The organism is Avibacterium endocarditidis (assembly GCF_002921145.1).
GTDB classification, from domain to species: domain Bacteria; phylum Pseudomonadota; class Gammaproteobacteria; order Enterobacterales; family Pasteurellaceae; genus Avibacterium; species Avibacterium endocarditidis.
In genome coordinates this window covers 13,121-31,653 of record NZ_PQVI01000065.1, presented here as the reverse complement: position 1 = coordinate 31,653, position 18,533 = coordinate 13,121, and the positions used below count along the sequence as shown (strand labels likewise).

The following is an 18,533-nucleotide window of genomic DNA, read 5'->3' as shown; positions in this document are numbered from 1 at the left end:
TGTTGTGTGAGAGCGAAGGGAAATGACCGCCTTTTTAATCCCAGCCAAAGCTGAAATTAAAATTTCGCCGTTAACCTCAATTTAAATGTCCGTCCTGGTGCAGGGATCATTGAACGTGTCATTGGGTCAAGATAATAACGATCGGTTAAATTGGTGCCCGTGAATTCGACGGTTAAATTCGGTGAAAATTGATATTTAATATAAGCATCTACCACTAATACGGGTTGCCAATACATCGGTCTGTTCCAACCTAAGTCAATTTTTTCATTTGTAGAGAGGCTTTCATTGAGTTCAAATAATCTTGCTTCTTGTTTATTGACCGCTTTACTGTGGTAAAGCCAACGGCTACCAATTTCTAATTTACGATCAAAGAAACGTCCACCGAGATTAGCGGTAATGGAATATTTAGGTTGTAATTGGGTGCGTAAATAACCCCAAGGGAAGCCACCAGTCATACAATGTGGCACGCGCATTGCGATAGGATCCATTTCCACTGCCATATCCGCATCACAGACTTTATTTTTAAGGTTATAAGCTATACCTAAATCAGCAAAATAATCACTGTTATCATAGCGGGCTTGAAGTTCTATGCCATCAACAACCCGTTTATCTAATTGAACAAAACGGAAATCTGTATTACGGTCGATGACATTTTTAGTGACATTGTGATAATAGCTGAGTTTTACATCTGCTTTGGTTGGTGTATTAAATAAGGAGCTAAAATCATAGGAATAGCCCACCTCAATATTTTTAGCGCGCTCAGGTTTTAAGCGGGCATCTTTGAAACGGGCATTGGTATCAGCACTGGCGGAAAAACCAACAGTATCTTCAAAAATACTTGGCATACGAGCATATTGCGTATAACGAAGATACACTCTGGAATTATCCGTTAAAAATGCCGTTGCAGAAAAAGCAGGAGCAAAAGCGTGAGCACGACGTTTTTCCACTTTTTTTAATTTATCGCTTTCTTTTAAATTCTACATAATGGTGCCCTAAGCTAATATTTGTATATTTATCTGTAACATCACCTGTCACTGGATGAATCACTTTTTCATTTTTATGTTCCGTTATAAAAAGGGTTATCTTCTTTATGTAAACGCCCATCAGAATGATAAAGCCATTCAACTTGATGATCTTTTATAGTTCCATCATCATCTATTATTCCGTATTTCTCTTCCATTTTTGTGAGTGGAGAAAAATAGTTGTCCCAGCATTTCTCATCGTCATCATCACAGCCGTTGGAATCCATATTTTGACTATCATAAAGCTCATTTTCTACTTTTTTATACGCCAAATAGATATCTTTATCTACCACTATGTCATATTTAAAGCTTTTTCCTATGGAAATTTGTCTAGGGCGAGTTGGATTATCTTCATAAGGTTTATAAAGTCCCCCTGATTTAACCAATCTATCTAAATAATCATCATAAGACCAATATTCATTATAACGAGCCCCAGCGGTCAGCATTAACCAATTAGTTGGGCGATAGTTAAAATTAAAGGCGATATCCCACTCTTGACGGCGCCCCATTCTTGCAGGACTTTCATAGGTGCTATTTGGGTTAGGTTTTGATTTTAGGTGATCACTGGTGAGACGTTCTTTTTGAAATGAGCCAGAAAGGGTTAAATCCAATTTATCGGTTAAATGCATTTGATTGCTGAGGTTAAATCCTCTTCTTGTATTATACGCATTAGATTGTGCTGCATTGACAAAATTATATTTACCATTGGTATTCGGGTGCGTTTTGCTCCATTCCGCATGTTCGGCTTTCATACAATTTAAATCAAATTGATTCATAAACTCATCTGGCGTGGAGTTAGCAAGATCCTCCTCACTCATTGGTCTATAGCATTTTTGCATTGCAATCCCCATAAATTCATTATCTAGCTCATTTGGTTCCCGTGGATTACCGCCAGAGGTATTGGTATCGCTAATGGTGCGTGTGTACCATATCCCCGCTTTTAAATTAATCAATGGGTTATCGGGGTTGTAATGATAATCAGCATTAAAGGCGTGCTGTGTCACTGTAGCTAAAGGCCATTGAGGCACACGGTCATAAAATTTCGAAAAATCTAAACGAGAAGGCATAATCTCACCATAAGTCATTTTAGTATGGCGATAGCCCAGTTTGAGTTCTTGTTTATCCGTAAACCGCCAAGTGTTCTTTAGTAAATAAGACTCCATTGTACTCGAGGTATTCGGGATTTCGGTATGGGGGCGATAAATCGAGGCAGCAAAAGGTAAATTCGGCTCCATTTGTTTAAACTCACGTCCCGATTTTTCATCAAGGCTCCCTTCGTAACGATGAGAACCACCTTGCCCAGATAGATAATTGCCCTTACTGCGATAACTATAAGCGGCTAGCAGATCAAATTTTTCTTCACGTAACCCAACAGCTAAACGCATGGCATTATCTTTGCCCCATTCTCCTTTAGTTTTAGGCTTAACCAAGGTAGTAGGAAGAAAATCCCCAGGAAAAGGATCATACATACGAGAGTCTTCACCTAAATGCAGGTTATTAGGATGTTCTTTTACTGAGTTATTGCTGGTCTCAAGTTTTAATTCAGTACTGATTTTTTGATTGGGCGCCACAATATCATCAACATCAATAGTACGCATTTTAACCGTCCCACCAATGCCACTTGCCGTTCCTGCCGCTAACGCTGGCCCTTTTTCAAGGGTAATGCCACCAATTAAATTCGGATCAAGATAATTTCGATTATTTGCCCCGTTATAACCGCGCCAAGTTGTAATCGCCTGCTCTGTGCCATCAATCGTTACAGGAATACGCCCTTGTCCTTGCACGCCACGAATATTTGGATCAACGGCACCACTATTGCGTGCATCACCACTGTACACCCCATTAAAAGCTTGAAACAGATCCGCAGGAGCTGCCCCTTTATAGCGTTCCACGGTTTCTTTATCAGAATACATATTGGTGATATTATGAAGATAAACCTCATCTTTTTTCTGCTCCGCTTGAACTTCAGCGTTGCTTTTAACGACAATCGTATCCAATTCTGCTGCATTCGTGACGGTATTTAGGCAGGCGGATAACGCCAAGGATACATAGCATTTTTGAAATTTCATTATTAACCCCCTAATACAAATAAAAATGATTCGCATTAAAATATGGATAATAAATAATAATATTTCAAAATACAAATAAATACTGAAAAATAGTTATAAATTCGTTAGTGACTATTGACACTTGCAAATTATCGCCTTGATTTGTCGCCTTTCTGCACAATTAATAGACCTAGGTCAAAACAATTAAAAAAATTCCTTTTTGTATAAAAATTATGCTTTGCAAATAACAGAAAAGTGCGTATTATAGCACGCCTTGCCCATTGGGGCTGGCGATAGATTGTGTGTTAAAAGGTAGTAACTTGTTAGGGGTAGCGCAGTGCGAATTGGTGATTATCAATTAAAAAACCGTATTTTGCTTGCGCCAATGGCAGGGATTACCGACCAACCTTTTAGACGCCTTTGTGCGAACTATGGGGCAGGATTGACCTTTTCAGAAATGATGGCAAGCAATCCGCGCGTATGGCATACAGAAAAATCGAAACAACGTCTTGCTTATCATCAAGATGTAGGCATTAACGCTGTGCAAATTGCTGGATCTGATCCGCAGGAAATGGCACAAGCCGCGCAAGTGAATGTGGGCTATGGGGCAGAAATTATTGACATCAATATGGGCTGTCCTGCAAAGAGGTAAATCGTAAATTGGCAGGTTCTGCCCTTTTACAATATCCTGATTTAGTGCAACAAATTCTTGAAGCAGTGGTGCGTGCTGTGGACGTGCCTGTAACACTAAAAATTAGAACAGGCTGGGATCGACAAAATCGAAACTGCGTGGAAATCGCGAAAATTGCCGAACAAGCAGGTGTACAAGCGCTCACCATTCACGGGCGAACTCGTGAATGTTTATTTGAGGGCGAAGCCGAGTACGACAACATTAAAGCGGTGAAACAGCAGGTTTCTATTCCAGTGATTGCCAATGGTGATATTACATCGGCACAAAAAGCCCAAGCGGTGCTTGATTACACCGGTGCTGATGCAATAATGATTGGGCGTGGTGCGCTAGGTCAGCCGTGGATTTTTCAATCTGTGGCTGGGCTAGTGGAAAACGGCTCAACAACTTCAACACCAAGTTTACAAGAAAAGTGCGGTGTTATTTTGCGACATATTCAAGAACTTCACCAATTTTATGGCGAAGAAAAGGGGTATCGCATTGCACGCAAGCACGTTGCTTGGTATTTACAGGGAATTCAACCTAATTCCAGTTTTAGACAGACTTTTAATGCCATTACCAATGCGAAAGCGCAAATAACGGCATTGGAAGAATTTTTAATTTGATTTTATTGGATAAAGACAACAATGTTAGAACAACAACGTAATCCAGCTGAAGCTCTGACTGTTTCAGTATTAAATTCACAATCTCAAGTAACAAACAAACCACTTCGTGATTCTGTGAAACAAGCGATCAGAAATTATTTAGCTCAATTAGATGGTCAAGATGTGGACGATCTTTATGAATTAGTTTTATCGGAAGTTGAACACCCTATGCTCGATATGATTATGCAATATACTCGCGGTAATCAAACTCGTGCAGCAACAATGCTTGGCATTAACCGTGGCACATTACGCAAAAAATTAAAAAAATACGGTATGGGCTGATAATTTCAGATTCTGAATAAAATTACACCGCACTTAATAAATAAAGTGCGGTGTTTTTTTGCGACATTTTTCTCTCTAGAAATAGCGAAGAAAAAGCCGATGATTGCTCATCGGCTTTATTTAATAAAACTTTTCACCGCACCTTAGTTGTACAGTGATGCCCTCATTATTCTGATTTCAAGCGATGTAAAAAGGCTTTGGTACGTTCGTGTTTAGGGTGAGCGAACAATTCTTGCGGTGAGCCTTGTTCCACAATCACCCCACCGTCCATTACCACCACCACATCTGCCACATCTAGTGCAAATTTGATTTCGTGGGTAACCACCACCATTGTCCAGCCTTCGTTAGCGAGTTCCTTCATCGTGTTTAACACATCTTGCACTAATTCAGGATCAAGCGCAGAAGTTGGCTCATCAAATAGCATTAGTTCAGGCTGAATGGCAAGGGCGCGAGCAATGCCGACACGCTGTTGCTGGCCGCCTGAAAGTTGGTAAGGGTAAAGATCTTTCTTATCTAACAAGCCCACTTTCGCAAGCAACGCTTCCGCTTCTTGACGCACAATTTTCGCATCGCGCTTTTGCACTTGCACAGGACCTTCCATAATATTTTCCAACGCGGTTTTGTGCGGAAATAGGTTGTATTGTTGGAACACCATTCCTGATTTACGGCGTAATGGCAGGATTTTTTTCTGAATATCAGGGCTGGCAAAATCCACATAAAGCGGATTTTTTTCAGCAAAATCAATCGTGCCTTTTTCGGGTAATTCTAAGGCATTCAAACAACGTAAAAACGTGGTTTTTCCCGAACCAGAAGGCCCCAGAATCACCACCACTTCGCCTTTATGAATATCCAGATCAACCCCTTTTAAAACCGGATTATCAGCAAAGGTTTTATGAATATTGCGTACTTTGATCATTGCCTTCCCCTATCGTGCCACATAGCGATCTAAACGTTTTTCTACCCGCGCTTGAATGATAAACAGCACGAAACAGAAACACCAATACACCAAACCTGCTTCAATATACACAGGCAAGAAATCGTAAGATGAATTGGCAATTTGTTGCGCCACGCGGAACATTTCAGTTACGGTTACCACAGAAGCCAAAGAGGTATCTTTAAACAAGCCGATAAAACTATTGCTCAGCGGCGGAACGGCAACACGGAAAGCTTGCGGGGCAATAATGCGGCGGAAAGTTTGCATATAAGTCATACCGATGGTATAGCCCGCTTCCCATTGTCCTTTCGGCACAGATTGAATGGCCGCACGCACGGTTTCTGAACCGTAAGCCCCCACATTGAGGGAAAAGCCAATAATCGCCGCAGGAATGGGATCGATAAACACGCCCAGCGCTGGCAAGCCGTAAAATACCACAGAAATTTGCACCAACATTGGCGTACCGCGAATAATCGAAATATAGACTTTCGCAATCGCCAACAAAATACGGTGCAACCAGCCATTGACAGGGGTAACGCGTAATAACGCCACGCCCACCGCGATAATCATTCCAAAAAAGAAAGAAACAACAGCAAGCGGTATTGAAACCAATACCGCTGCTTTAACCATTGGGAGAAAACCATTTATCACCAGCTCAGCACGAGCATCGGTCATAAAGGGTAAGGAAGCTAAGAAATTATTTAACACTGATATCTTTACCGAAGAATTGTTCACCAAGTTTTTTCAATGTGCCGTCATTACGAAGTTCTTCAATGGCTGCACTAATTTTCGCCAGTGCTTCCTCGTTGCCTTTATTTACAACGAAGCCCGCCCCCACTTTGTCTGCGGATTCCCAAAATGGTTTTAAGCCTGAATTTGGGTTTTTCTTCAAATAATCCAATAAGGCTAAAGAATCATTAAAGGTTACATCAGCACGTTTTTGTTGAATTAGCAATAAGCCTTGTGCCATTCCATCAATCGGCACAATTTCTGCACCGTATTTCACTGCAAGCTCACCATAGTTTGAGCTGAGGGTTTGTGCTGCTTTTAAGCCTTTCACATCTTCTACTTTGTGAAGACGATTTTCATCTTGGCGAGCCAATAACATCGCACCAGACCAACTATAAGGCTCAGATTTATCAAAGGTTGCTTGGCGTTCTGGGGTGGTGAGTGCCACTTGGTTTGCTACAAGGTCAAAGCGTCCGCCTTTTAAGCCCGCAAGCATTGCGTCCCATTGGGTTTCTTTAAAATCAACAGTTACACCGAGTTTTTCCGCAACGGCACGGGTAACTTCCACATCATAGCCCGTTAATTTACCGCTGGCATCGTGGTAAGTGAAAGGAGCGTAAGTGCCTTCTGTGCCGACGGTAATCGTCCCTTTATTGTTGATACGTTCAATCAAACTTTCCGCTGCAATGGCTTGGGTTGCGGTAGTAATCGCTAAAAGTGCGGTGGAAAAAAATGCTAATTTTTTCAACATAATATTCTCCTTTGAATAGATTTCGTTAAGTGCCAAGCATTGTAAAAGAAACAAAAGGATTTACAAATAACTTAAAGGAATATGTTATAAAAAAGTTAAATATGCAGAATTTCTTTGACTAGCACAATACTTTCAAGCCCACCATTGATCCGCCCAAAACAATCTTTTGAGCGGATTATTTGAGATTAAATAATTCTCGAGAACTGTTGGCGTCTGGCTTGTTGTCTTGAGTAGGTGTCAAAACACAAACAAATATTGCGAATCAGCAAATGTCCAACAGGGGAAACCTGTAATCCTTTTTCGCCAATTTCAATTAAGCCATCTGCGGCAAGGGGCGCGAGCAATTCTAAATCTTCCGCAAAATGGGTTTTGAAATCAATGCCATATTGCTGCTCAAATGGGGCGTAATCCAGTTTGAAGTTGCAAATTAGCTGTTTGATAACATCACGGCGCAAGCAATCTTCTTGGCTCATCACAAAGCCTTTGTGAAGTGCGGTGCCTTTTTGCTCAATATCTGCGTAATAATGTTTTAGCTCTTTTTGATTTTGTGCGTAAGTATCCCCTAACAGGCTAATGGCAGACACACCAAGACCAAGCAAATCGCATTCTTCTTGGGTGGTGTAGCCTTGGAAATTGCGGTGTAGCACGCCATTTTGTTGTGCTATCGCAAGTTCATCATCAGGCTTCGCAAAGTGATCCATTCCAATGAAGCGGTAGCCTGCCCCCTCTAAGGTTTCAATGGTTTTTTGCAAAATGGTGAGCTTGGTTTCAGGTGCAGGCAGCTGATCCTCTTTAATCTTCGCTTGCCCCGCAAAACGGCTTGGCAAATGGGCATAGTTAAACACGCTCAAACGATCAGGGTTTAATTCAATCACTTTTTGCAGGGTGAACATAAAGCTTTCCACATTCTGCAATGGCAACCCATAAATCAAATCCAAATTGGTGGATTGAAAGCCCAAGGCTCTTGCCCGTTCCAATAAGGCTTGAATAAAGTTCTCGTCCTGTTCGCGGTTCACCGCTTTTTGCACCGCTTTGTTAAAATCCTGCACGCCCATACTAATGCGGTTAAAGCCAATTTTACGCAGATGATCGAGGGTTTCCAGCTCAATTTTACGCGGATCCATTTCGATACTAATTTCGGCGTTATCGGCAAAATGAAAATGCTCACGCAACATTGCCATTAAACGGCTGGATTGTTGCTCTGTGAGATAGGTCGGTGTGCCGCCGCCCCAATGCACTTGGGTTACCTTGCGATTGCGGAAAAGTGCGGCGCGATTTTTGATTTCTTTTTCCAAATAATCAAGATAAATATCCGCTTTGTGCTGATGACGCGTAATGATTTTGTTACAGGCGCAGAAATAGCACAATTTATGACAAAACGGGATATGCACATAAAGAGAAAGCGGACGGTCAGGGTAACGCGCTGCTGCCGCTTGGAAATCTTGTTCAGTATAATTTTCGTTAAATTCTAACGCCGTTGGGTAAGAGGTGTAACGCGGCCCAGAATAGTTATATTTTTGAATTAACGTGGAATCCCACATCGTTCCTGTCATTCACTCCCCCTAAAAATTTTTCATATCCAACAATAATTGATCTAATTCCAACGTTATTTTTGCCTCAAGCTCCGCCTCCGCACTCTCACGGGTAAGATCTAAACGCATACGTTCGTTCTTTTTCAATGCGGTTCTCGCTTGATGCGTTGGCATTTCTTTCACCACCTCATAAAGCTCGCCCATCGCGGGATAGCTGGCGATTTTAATGCCTAGCGGATCAAGCAACATTTTGAGGCGAATCACGCCTTCAGAAAGATTACAATCGCCAGTTTGCATTGCCCGAGCGATAATCTCAATACTCTCTTTTAGGCGTTTTACACGCGCCAAGCGTACATTTTCTAACGCCTGTTTTTGGCTTTTTAACGCACGCAATAATTTCACCGCATAAGCGGCCATTCCCACAATAATCAAAAGCCCGAGGGCAAGTAAAAGATAAATCCACATAAATTATTTAAACTGATTAATATCAATGGTTTCAAAAGTGCGGTATAAATCTTCCGCATTTTCTTCTTCATCTTTAATGCCAAGTTCGTCCATTAATTGAGCGATGCGATCAAGGCATTCGTCCACAAAGGCTTGATCTTTGGCATTTAAGGTTTTGCCTGCCTCAAGCTGATCCAACAAATCATTTAAACATTCGTTGTTTTCAAGCTGTTCAAGTTCCACCATAGGATCAAGGGCTTTTGGTTTTGTAACTTCCACAGGCGGAATAGTCATTCCTTTTTCAGGTTTATTGACAAATTCCACCACTAACGGGATTTTTTTACGGCTACCAACGCGGGGATCTTGCACCTGATTTTGCTCCAAGGGTTTATTTTCCCCTTGGCTACTATGACGCGACCCTGCCGCTAAGCCTTTGTGCTTTTTCTTTCTTTTTTCTTCACGGGCTTTGGCATCTAATTCATAACGTGTCAATTTGCGCCCGCGCCCAGCAGGGGCGCTTTGCGCGGGTTTATCCGCCTTGCGTGTTGGCATAATATCCGTAATACGGCGTGTTTTCTTTTGACGGGACATAATTTCTCTACTATTTGGTAAAAATGAATTGGGGAGAATTGTAGCATTAAATCGCCAATTCTCCGCATTATTTCTGTGATTGGTTAGAACGAATTAAAACGGTACATCTGCCGTGAAATCCATTATTTCGCCCGTTAAAGGGTGGCGAATTTGTAAGGATTGTGCGTGCAAACACAAACGTGGCGACATCGCTTTCGCTTGCGGATGAGCGTAAAATTTGTCGCCTAAAATAGGGTGGCCAAGGGCAAGCATATGTAGGCGTAATTGGTGCGAACGCCCCGTAATTGGGGTAAGCTTTACCCTTGTGCTGTTATTGGGGAGGCGTTGTAAAATTTCAAATTTTGTTACCGCACTTTTGCCAAGTTCAAAACAAATCTTTTGTCGCGGGCGGTTTTCCCAATCGCAAATCAGCGGCAAATTCACCGTGCCGCTATCTTGCGCTAAATGCCCCCAAACGAGTGCCTGATAAGATTTCTTCGGCTCACGTTCACGAAACTGGCGCTTGAGTTCTTTATCTGCCAGCTTGCTCATTGCAAACAGCAAAATCCCACTGGTTGCCATATCAAGACGGTGCGCCGGCTCGCAAAAACCATATTTTTCTTTTACGCGCGACATTGCGCTGTCGTAATATTGCGGTTGGTTACCCGGCACGGAAAGCAAACCGCTCGGCTTATTTACCAATAAAATATGGTTGTCGTGATAGATCACATCTAACCAAGGTTCTTGCGGGGGATTGTAATCAATTAATGCCATTATTTACTCTTATTACTGATGACCACACGCAGGCTGTCCAATCGCCACGAGGCATTATGCAAATGCTCAAGAATTTGGCTACGTTGCGTGCTTAATGTGTCAATTTCATCTTGGCGAATGTTTTTATTCACCTGCTTTAACGCCTGCAAACGGGTTAGCTCGCTATCAAGGCATTGCTCCGCCCGCTGTTGGGCCTGTGTGATAAGCTGTTGGGCGGTGTCGCCAATGTGTTTTTCGCCCGCTTGCAATAATTGCTCAATGGCAGGACGCAACATTTTCAGCACTTTGCTTGCCATTTGTTTGCCCATCGGCTTGAGTTGTTTTTGCAACAGCTCAAAGCCCACTTTTTCCGCTAAATTATTGCCCTTGCCATCGATCAGCAATCGCACCGGTGTCGGCGGAAGGAAACGGGTAAGTTGCAAGCCGCGTGGAGCTTGGGCTTCGACAATATAAATCAGCTCAAGCCACAGCGATCCCACTGGCAGATCGTTATTGATGAGCAATGATACGGCAGTTTTGCCAATATCGCCATCGGTAATCAAATCAATGCCGTTGCGAATCATTGGGTGATCCCAAGTGAGAAACTCAACATCTTCGCGCGCCACGGCTAAATTGCGATCAAAGGTTACCGTTAAGCCTTCTTCTTTTAAGCCAGGGAAATCTGACACCAGCATTGTGCCTGTGGGGTGAATAACGATGCTTTTCTCGCCGAGATCTTCTTGCTCCACGCCGATAATATCAAATAAATTTAAGGTAAAATTGATTAATTCGCTTGAGCCGTCTTGCTCCGCAATGGCTGCGGCCAAGGCTTGGGCTTGTTCGCCACCGTTAGAATTAATTTCTAATAGACGATCTCTACCTTGATCAAGCTGCACTTTTAAGGCATCACGCTCGGTTCGGGTCTGAGCAACAAATTCATCAAACGCCGCATTCTGTTCATTATGCTGTAAAAAATCTTGCAATTTTGCACCGCGCTTTTCAAACAAGGTTGCGCCCATCGGACAGGTTTCTTCAAACGCATTCAAGCCTTGATGATACCACTGGGCGAGCAACACTTGCGGGCTGTCAGCAAAGCAAGGGGCGTAAATCTCGATGTCTTGTTTTTGCCCGATGCGATCTAAACGCCCTATGCACTGTTCCAATAAATCGGGATTATCAGGCAAGTTAAACAGCACCAAATGATGAGTGAATTGGAAATTTCGCCCCTCAGAGCCAATGCTTGAGGTGAGCAACACCTGCGCGCCCTCTTCCTGTTGAGCAAAATAAGCCGCGGCTTTATCCCGTTCTACAATAGACATATTTTGATGGAACACCGCACTGCGAATGGCTTCTTTTTCGCGTAAGGCTTTCTCTAGCTGAATGGCGGTTTTGGCTTGATGACAAATCACCAACACTTTTTCTTCGCGGTGAGATTGTAAGAAGTCGATCAGCCATTCCACACGCGGATCAAAATCCCACCAAGCGGCATCAGGGTTCATTTTCTGGAAGATCTGCTCGGGGTAAAATAAATCGCTGGTTTTCACTTCACCAAGCATTTTCAGCACGCCTATCGCATTGCGATATTGCTTTGGCATTGGCAAGGTGATTTCGTGATAATGACGCAATGGGAAGCCTTTCATGCCTTGGCGGGTATTACGAAATAACACACGACTGGTGCCGTGGCGATCGAGCAGATTTTCTACTAAGGTTTCACGCGCTTGCACTTTTTTCTCGCTATGATGAAGATCCGCTAATAATCCGCTAATATCTTGATCAGACAGCAATTCCGCTATATGTTTTTCTTCTTGCGTGCTTAATGGCTGCTCGCTTAACAATCCATTCACAGCTTCAGCCACTGGTTGATAATGCTGCTGTTCTTGCACAAAAGCGCTGTAATCATAAAAGCGATCGGGATCGAGCAATTTCAAGCGTGCAAAATGGCTTTCTTGCCCTAATTGTTCAGGGGTTGCCGTCAGCAATAATACGGTAGGAATATGGCTCGCCAACTGCTCGACAATTTGATAAGCCAAACTTGGCGCTTGTTCCGACCACGCCAAATGATGGGCTTCGTCCACAATAAGCAAATCAAAATCCGCGTTGGCAAGCTGTTCGGCGCGTCTTGGTTTTTGCACCAGCCAATCCAACGCACAAATAATCAGTTGCTCGGTTTTGAATGGATTGCTCGCCACGCCCCCATCAAGCCCATCAAAATCCGCACAACGCTCTTCGTCAAACAAGGAAAAATGCAAATTAAAACGGCGGAGCATTTCCACAAGCCATTGATGTTGCAAGGTTTCTGGCACAATAATCAGCACGCGTTCCGCTTTTTCAGCAAAAAGTTGCTGTTGCAAAATCATACCCGCTTCAATGGTTTTCCCCAGTCCCACTTCATCAGCGAGCAAAACACGCGGAGCAATTCGCTGTCCCACTTCTTTGGCGATGTGCAACTGGTGCGGAATTAAGCCGCCACGAATGCCACGCAACCCGCGTAACGGTGATTGAAATTGGGCTTGACGCTGTTGCAACGCTCGATAACGCAATACAAAATGGCTAGCCCGATCGATTTGCCCCGCAAATAAACGCTCTTGTGGCTTGCTGAAGGTGATTTGCGAGCTGAGTTCCGCCTCTTGCAACATCGCCTCTTGCCCATCTTCTTTTTGCACCAAATAGAACGCCAGCCCATTATGATCTAACACTTCAAGCACCTTGCCCTGCCAGCCCTCTTATGACGAATTTCATCACCCACTTGAAAACCACGCGCACTAACGGGGCATTATCTAAGGCATAAATACGAATTTCTTCGGCGGCAGGAAATTTAGCGTAACCGTACGGTAATTGACTTCCGCAACCACGCCCAAGCCAAGATCATTTTCACTTTCACTAATCCAACGCTGACCAACTATAAAGGACATAAAATTTACTCTTATTATTGTTATAGCTAAATGGCGTATGCTGATAACAAGCCATTTAGCGAAGATTTTATTACGAAAAAGGGCGGCTATTTTAACGATCTTACAGTGAAAAAGAAATGAAAATATATACAACAAAAATACAACATAAATCACAGAATAAAAAGAAAAATGTAGCCTATCCTTGACTTTTTAAAAGTGCGGTGCAAAAATCGCAAGGTTTTTATTTCACTTATTAAGGATAATGCTATGCGTTTTTCTCAAACTCTTAAAAATGAATTTTTTGGCGGCTGGAAACCTTTTGAAGTCGTCTGGCTTTTCTTATTTATTGCTGCACAGCTTTACGCCTATGCACAATCGCCCGTGTCTTGGTTAGAGGCGCTTGCAGGGATTTCAGGTATCTTATGCGTGGTGTTTGTGGGCAAAGGGAAAATCAGTAACTATTTCTTCGGTTTAATTTTTGCTTATAGCTATTTCTATGTGTCGTTAGACAACAAATTTTATGGCGAAATGACCACGACCCTTTATGTTTATATTCCTGCGCAATTTATCGGTTATTTCTTATGGAAAGAAAATATGCGTAACAGCACAGAACAAAGCGAAACGGTAATCGCTAAATTTCTTACCGTAAAAGGTTGGGCCACCCTAATCAGCCTTGTAGTACTGGGTTCTATTGCCTTTATCAGCATTTTAAAAACAACAGACGGCAATTCTATCGGCTTAGATGGCCTCACCACCGTGCTGGTTATTGCAGCACAATTATTGATGATTTTGCGTTATAGCGAACAATGGATCTTATGGATTATCATCAATATCCTTTCTATCATTCTCTGGGCTGACACCCCAGCAATGTATTTAATGTTCGGCGCTTATTTGCTTAACTCGTTATACGGCTATTACAACTGGTCCAAGTTAGCGAAAAATTCGTAAAAAAAATGACCGCACTTTAAAAATAAAAACTTGGCATAATTGCCAAGTTTTTTTGTTTTTAAAGCTAACGGGAAATTAAGCTACCTCCTCCACATTAACCCAACGCTTTTCCTGACAGGACATTGCAATTGCATCAAGCACTCGAGAAACCTTAAATCCTTCTTCAAAATCAGGATACATTGGCTGATTATTTGTGATGGCATTAATAAGATCACGAATTTCCACCGTTTTTTGATCATTGAAACCAATACCATGTCCAGCGCTTACACAAAAATGCTTATAATCAGGGTGGTGTGGGCCTGTCAGTAAGGTTTTAAAACCTTGCCGTGCTGGTTCATCTGTGTGGAGATACAATTTCAGTTCTGCCATTCTTTCTTGCGTGTAGCTGATTGTGCCTTTTGTTCCTGTGATGACATAACTTAGTCCCATTTTGCGTCCACACGCAATTCGAGAAGTTTCAATTGTCCCCATACAACCATTAGCAAAACGTACGATTGCGGTGGCTTGATCTTCATTTTCAACAGGAAGCTGTTCATTTAAATTTTGCGGGTTAGGGCGCATTTTTATTACCGTTTCCATATCTCCAACCACGCGTTGAATTTGGCTACCTACAAGATATTGCGACATTTGTATAATATGCGCGGAAAGATCGCCTAACGCCCCTAACCCTGCTTTTTCACGAATGCAATGCCAATCTCGTGGTGTATTAGGATCTGCGAGATAATCTTCATTATGCGTTCCATAAAAATGAACAATCTCTCCAATTTCTCCCCGCTCTATGATTTCTTTCGCAAGTTGAGTAGTTGGGTTCTTAATATAATTAAACCCTACAAGGGTTTTTACTCCTGCTTTTTGTGCGGCTTGATACATTAATTTGGCATCTTCTGCAGTTAAAGCAAGAGGCTTTTCCGAATAAACATGTTTACCTTGCTCAATTGCAGCTAATGCAATTTCTTTATGTAAAAAGTTTGGGGTGCAAATATCTACTACATCAATATTGGGATCTTGTACCACATCACGCCAATCTCCTGTAGAACGCTTAAAGCCAAACTCTTTAGCCTTTTGAGCTGCTAACTCAGGTGTGATTTCTGCTAGGTAATCGCATTCTAGCTCCGCGTCTAGCGGAAAAACCGTAGGTGCTTGAGCATAAGCAATAGCATGGCAACGTCCAATATATCCTGTGCCAATTAATCCAATTCTTACTTTTTCATTTCTTTTCCTTACGCAAGAAAAAAGAGATTTCCATCGCAGAAATCTCTTTTATTTTTTATTATAAGGTTGGCATACTGAATGCTGCTTGAGAATCCATATTTTGTTCTGGCCAACGTGTTGTCACAGTTTTCATTTTAGTGTAGAAACGCACACCATCTGGACCATACACATTTAATGCCCCAAAAGCTGAACCTTTCCAACCACCAAAGCAATGGAATGCCATCGGAACTGGAATTGGAATATTCACCCCAACCATTCCAGCTTGGACGCGATATGAAAATTCCCGAGCTGCAGCACCGCTATTAGTGAAAATAGCTGCGCCATTACCAAATTGATGGTCATTGATTAAACGCATTGCATCTTCAAAATTTTTCGCACGAACAATGCCAAGCACAGGACCAAAAATCTCTTCTTTATAAATAACCATATCCTCAGTAACATGATCAAATAACGTACCTCCGATAAAGAAACCCTCTTCATAGCCGGCTGGTTTTTTATTACGTCCATCCACGACTAAAGTAGCACCCTCTTCTACACCTTTATCAATATATTTGGTTACGTTGTTGAGGTGTTGCTGCGTAATGAGCGGTCCAAAATCCATTTCTTTTTTCGCTTTCTTTTGGAATACCTGGTCCATAACGTAAAGCTTCTACTTTTGGTTTTAGCGAGCCACTAATTTATCTGCTGTTTCATCGTCAATGGTTACTGCAATTGGTAATGCCATACAACGTTCACCTGCCGCCCCAAAAGCTGCACCGAGTAACGCATCTGCGGTCGCATTAATATCCACATCAGGCATTACCAAACCGTGATTTTTCGCTGCACCAAGTGCTTGTACACGTTTACCATACTCAGAACCAACTTTATGCACATATTCTGCCGCTGTTGTTGAGCCCACAAAACTTATCGCTTTCACACGAGGCTCACGCAATAAAATTTCATTATCATGACGATCTCCATGTACTACATTAAACACACCATCTGGCAAGCCTGCTTCTTTTAATAATTCAGCAAGGCGAATAGAAAGTGAAGGGTCAGTTTTTGCAGGCTTCAAAATAAAGGTATTACCACAAGCTAGTGCAATCGGGAACATCCACATTGGCACCATCGCAGGGAAGTTAAATGGCGTAATACCAACGCAAACTCCCAAAGGTTGCATTGTGGAATGAATATCAATACCTCGCCCTGCTTGCTCCGAGAACTCACCTTTAAGCAAATGCGGAATCCCACAGGCAAATTCAACCACTTCCAAACCACGAGTTAACTCACCACAAGAATCAGAATAAACTTTACCATGTTCCTCAGTGATTAAACGTGCTAATGAATCCCAATCACGCTGTAATAATTCTTTAAACTTAAAGAGCACCCTTGCTCGACGTAATGGCGAAGTCGCAGCCCACTCAGGGAATGCTTTTTGTGCCACCTCAACAGCTTCCAGCACTTCCGCTTCAGTACTCATACGCACTTGGCGAATTTGTTTTCCTGTCGCAGGATTAAAAATTGGCCATACTTTTTCGCCTTGGCTTTCAACCAGTTTTCCATTAATAAAATTTAAAACAGTTTCCATTCTTTGCTCCTTAACCTAAAAGTGAAATGAATGATTCATCTGATTGTGCTTTGCACAAATTTAAGTTGTACACTAGATTAGAATAATGAAATAAATTTTTCAATTCACTTTACCAAATAATGAAATAATTATTTCATTTTTGTGATCTACGTTGGATATTTGATAATTTTTTCTGACAACCTTCCGCTATCTGATCTATGATTTGGACGAAAACTACCTAATTAATTCAATGAGAGGTGAATATGAGCTATTTATTGTCAAAGTCAGCCAAACAAAATCCAGCTCCTAATGGTTTAGTACAGAGAGTAACCCCTAAGAGCGCCAATTGGGAATATGTTGGGTTTGAATGCTATCACTTACAGCCTAATCAAAATTTGAGCTTTGATACAGAAAATACCGAAGTGTGTTTTGTGGTTTTGGCTGGAAAATGCACCATTTCGACAGCAGGGCAAATATTCGAACATATTGGTAACCGCCAATCTCCTTTCGACCGTATTCCGCCTTATTCTCTTTATGTGCCACATCATCACCAAGTTGAAATCCAAGCAGAAACTTATTTAGAATTAGCGGTTTGCCGTGCGCCAAGTGAAGGTAATTTACCAGTACGTTTAATCACACCAGCAGAAGTGGGTGTTGAACAACGTGGATTCGGCAATAATAAACGCCTTGTGCACAATATTCTGCCTGAAACAGAACCCGCTGATGCCTTATTAGTTGTGGAAGTATTTACCGATGAGGGAAACACCAGTTCATTCCCAAGCCATAAACATGATCAAAAAAATAGTGAAACTGAAACTTATTTAGAAGAAACCTATTACCACCGTTTTGAACCCGCTCAAGGATTCTGCTTGCAACGAGTCTATACCAATGATCGAAGCTTAGATGAATGTATGGCAGTCTATGATGGCGATGTAGTGCAAGTGCCAAAAGGCTATCACCCAGTTGCCACTATTGCGGGTTATAACAACTATTATCTCAATGTTATGGCCGGCCCTGTTCGCAAATGGCGGTTTACTTGGGAAAAAGATCACCAATGGATTAACAGCCAGGAGTATGCTGATAAGTTTTTTGAGTAAGAAATATATCACTTTGAAATCAAGTGTGGTGTAAATTTGAGCGGCAGATGAAAAATCACAAATTTTCCACCACACTTTTTCTCTATCTCTTGCCCCTTCTCCCTATTAAATCAATACAAATTATCATTTAGTCAGGTTTAGCCCAATACTGCTATGATTTATGCCAATTAACTCCCTACTAACTAAACTAAGGAAACAAAAATGACTGACAATTCAATCAAAAAATGTCCGGTTACTCACTTAACCACCGATTTTGGTGCGCCGGTGGTGGATAACCAAAACAGTTTAACCGCAGGGCCGCGTGGGCCACTTTTAGCCCAAGATGTGTGGCTGCAAGAAAAATTAGCGAACTTTGTGCGTGAAGTGATTCCTGAACGCCGTATGCACGCGAAAGGTTCTGGTGCATTCGGGACATTCACCGTTACCACGATATTACCAAATA

15 protein-coding genes and 3 pseudogenes are annotated in these 18,533 nt (G+C 42.1%); 5 read left to right on the top strand and 13 right to left on the bottom strand.

Features of this window, described 5'->3' with window-relative positions:
- Positions 1-56 precede the first annotated feature (56 nt).
- Both C3Z13_RS12220 and C3Z13_RS04800 read right to left on the bottom strand, forming a co-directional pair.
- Positions 57-947, bottom strand: a complete 891-nt coding sequence (locus tag C3Z13_RS12220; RefSeq protein WP_245872557.1) for a TonB-dependent receptor domain-containing protein — start codon at positions 945-947, stop codon at positions 57-59.
- A 110-nt stretch (positions 948-1,057) separates the two neighbouring features.
- Positions 1,058-3,091, bottom strand: coding sequence for a TonB-dependent receptor plug domain-containing protein (locus C3Z13_RS04800; protein ID WP_245872556.1), 2,034 nt, complete (start codon positions 3,089-3,091; stop codon positions 1,058-1,060).
- A gap of 316 nt (positions 3,092-3,407) precedes the next feature.
- Between C3Z13_RS04800 and dusB the strand changes: the two are divergent.
- Both dusB and fis read left to right on the top strand, forming a co-directional pair.
- Positions 3,408-4,363 (top strand): annotated as a pseudogene (gene dusB, locus C3Z13_RS04795) (tRNA dihydrouridine synthase DusB).
- A gap of 21 nt (positions 4,364-4,384) precedes the next feature.
- Positions 4,385-4,684 carry a DNA-binding transcriptional regulator Fis gene (fis, locus tag C3Z13_RS04790; protein WP_103855173.1) on the top strand — a complete coding sequence of 100 codons (300 nt, stop codon included), beginning with the start codon at positions 4,385-4,387 and terminating at the stop codon, positions 4,682-4,684.
- Positions 4,685-4,850: 166 nt separating this feature from the next.
- Here the strand turns inward: fis and C3Z13_RS04785 are convergent, their stop codons facing one another.
- The 9 genes from C3Z13_RS04785 to C3Z13_RS12995 all read right to left on the bottom strand — a co-directional run bounded on the left by C3Z13_RS04785 (position 4,851) and on the right by C3Z13_RS12995 (position 13,309).
- Positions 4,851-5,600, bottom strand: a complete 750-nt coding sequence (locus C3Z13_RS04785) for an amino acid ABC transporter ATP-binding protein (RefSeq protein ID WP_103855172.1) — start codon at positions 5,598-5,600, stop codon at positions 4,851-4,853.
- Between the two features lie 9 nt (positions 5,601-5,609).
- Positions 5,610-6,293 carry an amino acid ABC transporter permease gene (locus C3Z13_RS04780; RefSeq protein ID WP_228516272.1) on the bottom strand — a complete coding sequence of 228 codons (684 nt, stop codon included), beginning with the start codon at positions 6,291-6,293 and terminating at the stop codon, positions 5,610-5,612.
- Between the two features lie 22 nt (positions 6,294-6,315).
- Positions 6,316-7,098, bottom strand: a complete 783-nt coding sequence (locus C3Z13_RS04775) for an amino acid ABC transporter substrate-binding protein (RefSeq protein ID WP_103855170.1) — start codon at positions 7,096-7,098, stop codon at positions 6,316-6,318.
- Positions 7,099-7,283: 185 nt separating this feature from the next.
- Positions 7,284-8,651 (bottom strand): oxygen-independent coproporphyrinogen III oxidase, encoded by a 1,368-nt coding sequence (gene hemN / locus C3Z13_RS04770; protein ID WP_103855169.1) that lies wholly within the window; start codon positions 8,649-8,651, stop codon positions 7,284-7,286.
- A gap of 9 nt (positions 8,652-8,660) precedes the next feature.
- On the bottom strand, positions 8,661-9,095 hold the full coding sequence (locus tag C3Z13_RS04765) for a DUF2489 domain-containing protein (protein ID WP_103855168.1): 435 nt from the start codon (positions 9,093-9,095) through the stop codon (positions 8,661-8,663).
- Positions 9,096-9,098: 3 nt separating this feature from the next.
- A complete protein-coding gene (gene yihI, locus C3Z13_RS04760) occupies positions 9,099-9,665 on the bottom strand; it encodes a Der GTPase-activating protein YihI (protein ID WP_103855167.1) in 567 nt (188 codons plus the stop codon).
- A 93-nt stretch (positions 9,666-9,758) separates the two neighbouring features.
- A complete protein-coding gene (gene rluA / locus C3Z13_RS04755; protein WP_103855166.1) occupies positions 9,759-10,418 on the bottom strand; it encodes a bifunctional tRNA pseudouridine(32) synthase/23S rRNA pseudouridine(746) synthase RluA in 660 nt (219 codons plus the stop codon).
- A complete protein-coding gene (rapA, locus tag C3Z13_RS04750) occupies positions 10,418-13,060 on the bottom strand; it encodes an RNA polymerase-associated protein RapA (protein ID WP_425427452.1) in 2,643 nt (880 codons plus the stop codon). Before rapA ends, rluA begins: the two co-directional genes overlap by 1 nt.
- Positions 13,061-13,174: 114 nt before the next feature.
- Positions 13,175-13,309 carry a hypothetical protein gene (locus C3Z13_RS12995; RefSeq protein WP_425427451.1) on the bottom strand — a complete coding sequence of 45 codons (135 nt, stop codon included), beginning with the start codon at positions 13,307-13,309 and terminating at the stop codon, positions 13,175-13,177.
- A 246-nt stretch (positions 13,310-13,555) separates the two neighbouring features.
- On the opposite strand from C3Z13_RS12995, the gene pnuC reads away from it, so the two are divergent.
- A complete protein-coding gene (gene pnuC, locus C3Z13_RS04745; protein ID WP_103855165.1) occupies positions 13,556-14,236 on the top strand; it encodes a nicotinamide riboside transporter PnuC in 681 nt (226 codons plus the stop codon).
- 75 nt (positions 14,237-14,311) lie between these two features.
- Here pnuC and C3Z13_RS04740 read toward each other — a convergent pair whose 3' ends face one another.
- Together C3Z13_RS04740 and C3Z13_RS04735 are read right to left on the bottom strand one after the other, a co-directional pair.
- Positions 14,312-15,487 carry a Gfo/Idh/MocA family protein gene (locus C3Z13_RS04740; protein WP_103855164.1) on the bottom strand — a complete coding sequence of 392 codons (1,176 nt, stop codon included), beginning with the start codon at positions 15,485-15,487 and terminating at the stop codon, positions 14,312-14,314.
- Positions 15,488-15,506: 19 nt separating this feature from the next.
- Positions 15,507-17,015, bottom strand: a pseudogene (locus tag C3Z13_RS04735) (CoA-acylating methylmalonate-semialdehyde dehydrogenase).
- 242 nt (positions 17,016-17,257) lie between these two features.
- Here C3Z13_RS04735 and iolB point away from each other — a divergent pair.
- Both iolB and C3Z13_RS12215 read left to right on the top strand, forming a co-directional pair.
- Complete coding sequence (iolB, locus tag C3Z13_RS04730; RefSeq protein ID WP_103855163.1) at positions 17,258-18,091, top strand: 5-deoxy-glucuronate isomerase; 834 nt, start codon at positions 17,258-17,260, stop codon at positions 18,089-18,091.
- A 201-nt stretch (positions 18,092-18,292) separates the two neighbouring features.
- Positions 18,293-18,533, top strand: a pseudogene (locus tag C3Z13_RS12215) (catalase); the annotation flags it as partial.

Bases quoted from the DNA above. Each gene is read 5' to 3' on its own strand.
- C3Z13_RS04800 (WP_245872556.1), bottom strand. From the start codon at position 3,091: ATGAAATTTCAAAAATGCTATGTATCCTTGGCGTTATCCGCCTGCCTA.
- rluA (WP_103855166.1), bottom strand. From the start codon at position 10,418: ATGGCATTAATTGATTACAATCCCCCGCAAGAACCTTGGTTAGATGTG.
- C3Z13_RS04775 (WP_103855170.1), bottom strand. From the start codon at position 7,098: ATGTTGAAAAAATTAGCATTTTTTTCCACCGCACTTTTAGCGATTACT.
- C3Z13_RS04780 (WP_228516272.1), bottom strand. From the start codon at position 6,293: ATGACCGATGCTCGTGCTGAGCTGGTGATAAATGGTTTTCTCCCAATG.
- pnuC (WP_103855165.1), top strand. From the start codon at position 13,556: ATGCGTTTTTCTCAAACTCTTAAAAATGAATTTTTTGGCGGCTGGAAA.
- hemN (WP_103855169.1), bottom strand. From the start codon at position 8,651: ATGACAGGAACGATGTGGGATTCCACGTTAATTCAAAAATATAACTAT.
- yihI (WP_103855167.1), bottom strand. From the start codon at position 9,665: ATGTCCCGTCAAAAGAAAACACGCCGTATTACGGATATTATGCCAACA.
- C3Z13_RS04785 (WP_103855172.1), bottom strand. From the start codon at position 5,600: ATGATCAAAGTACGCAATATTCATAAAACCTTTGCTGATAATCCGGTT.
- C3Z13_RS12995 (WP_425427451.1), bottom strand. From the start codon at position 13,309: ATGTCCTTTATAGTTGGTCAGCGTTGGATTAGTGAAAGTGAAAATGAT.
- fis (WP_103855173.1), top strand. From the start codon at position 4,385: ATGTTAGAACAACAACGTAATCCAGCTGAAGCTCTGACTGTTTCAGTA.
- iolB (WP_103855163.1), top strand. From the start codon at position 17,258: ATGAGCTATTTATTGTCAAAGTCAGCCAAACAAAATCCAGCTCCTAAT.
- C3Z13_RS04765 (WP_103855168.1), bottom strand. From the start codon at position 9,095: ATGTGGATTTATCTTTTACTTGCCCTCGGGCTTTTGATTATTGTGGGA.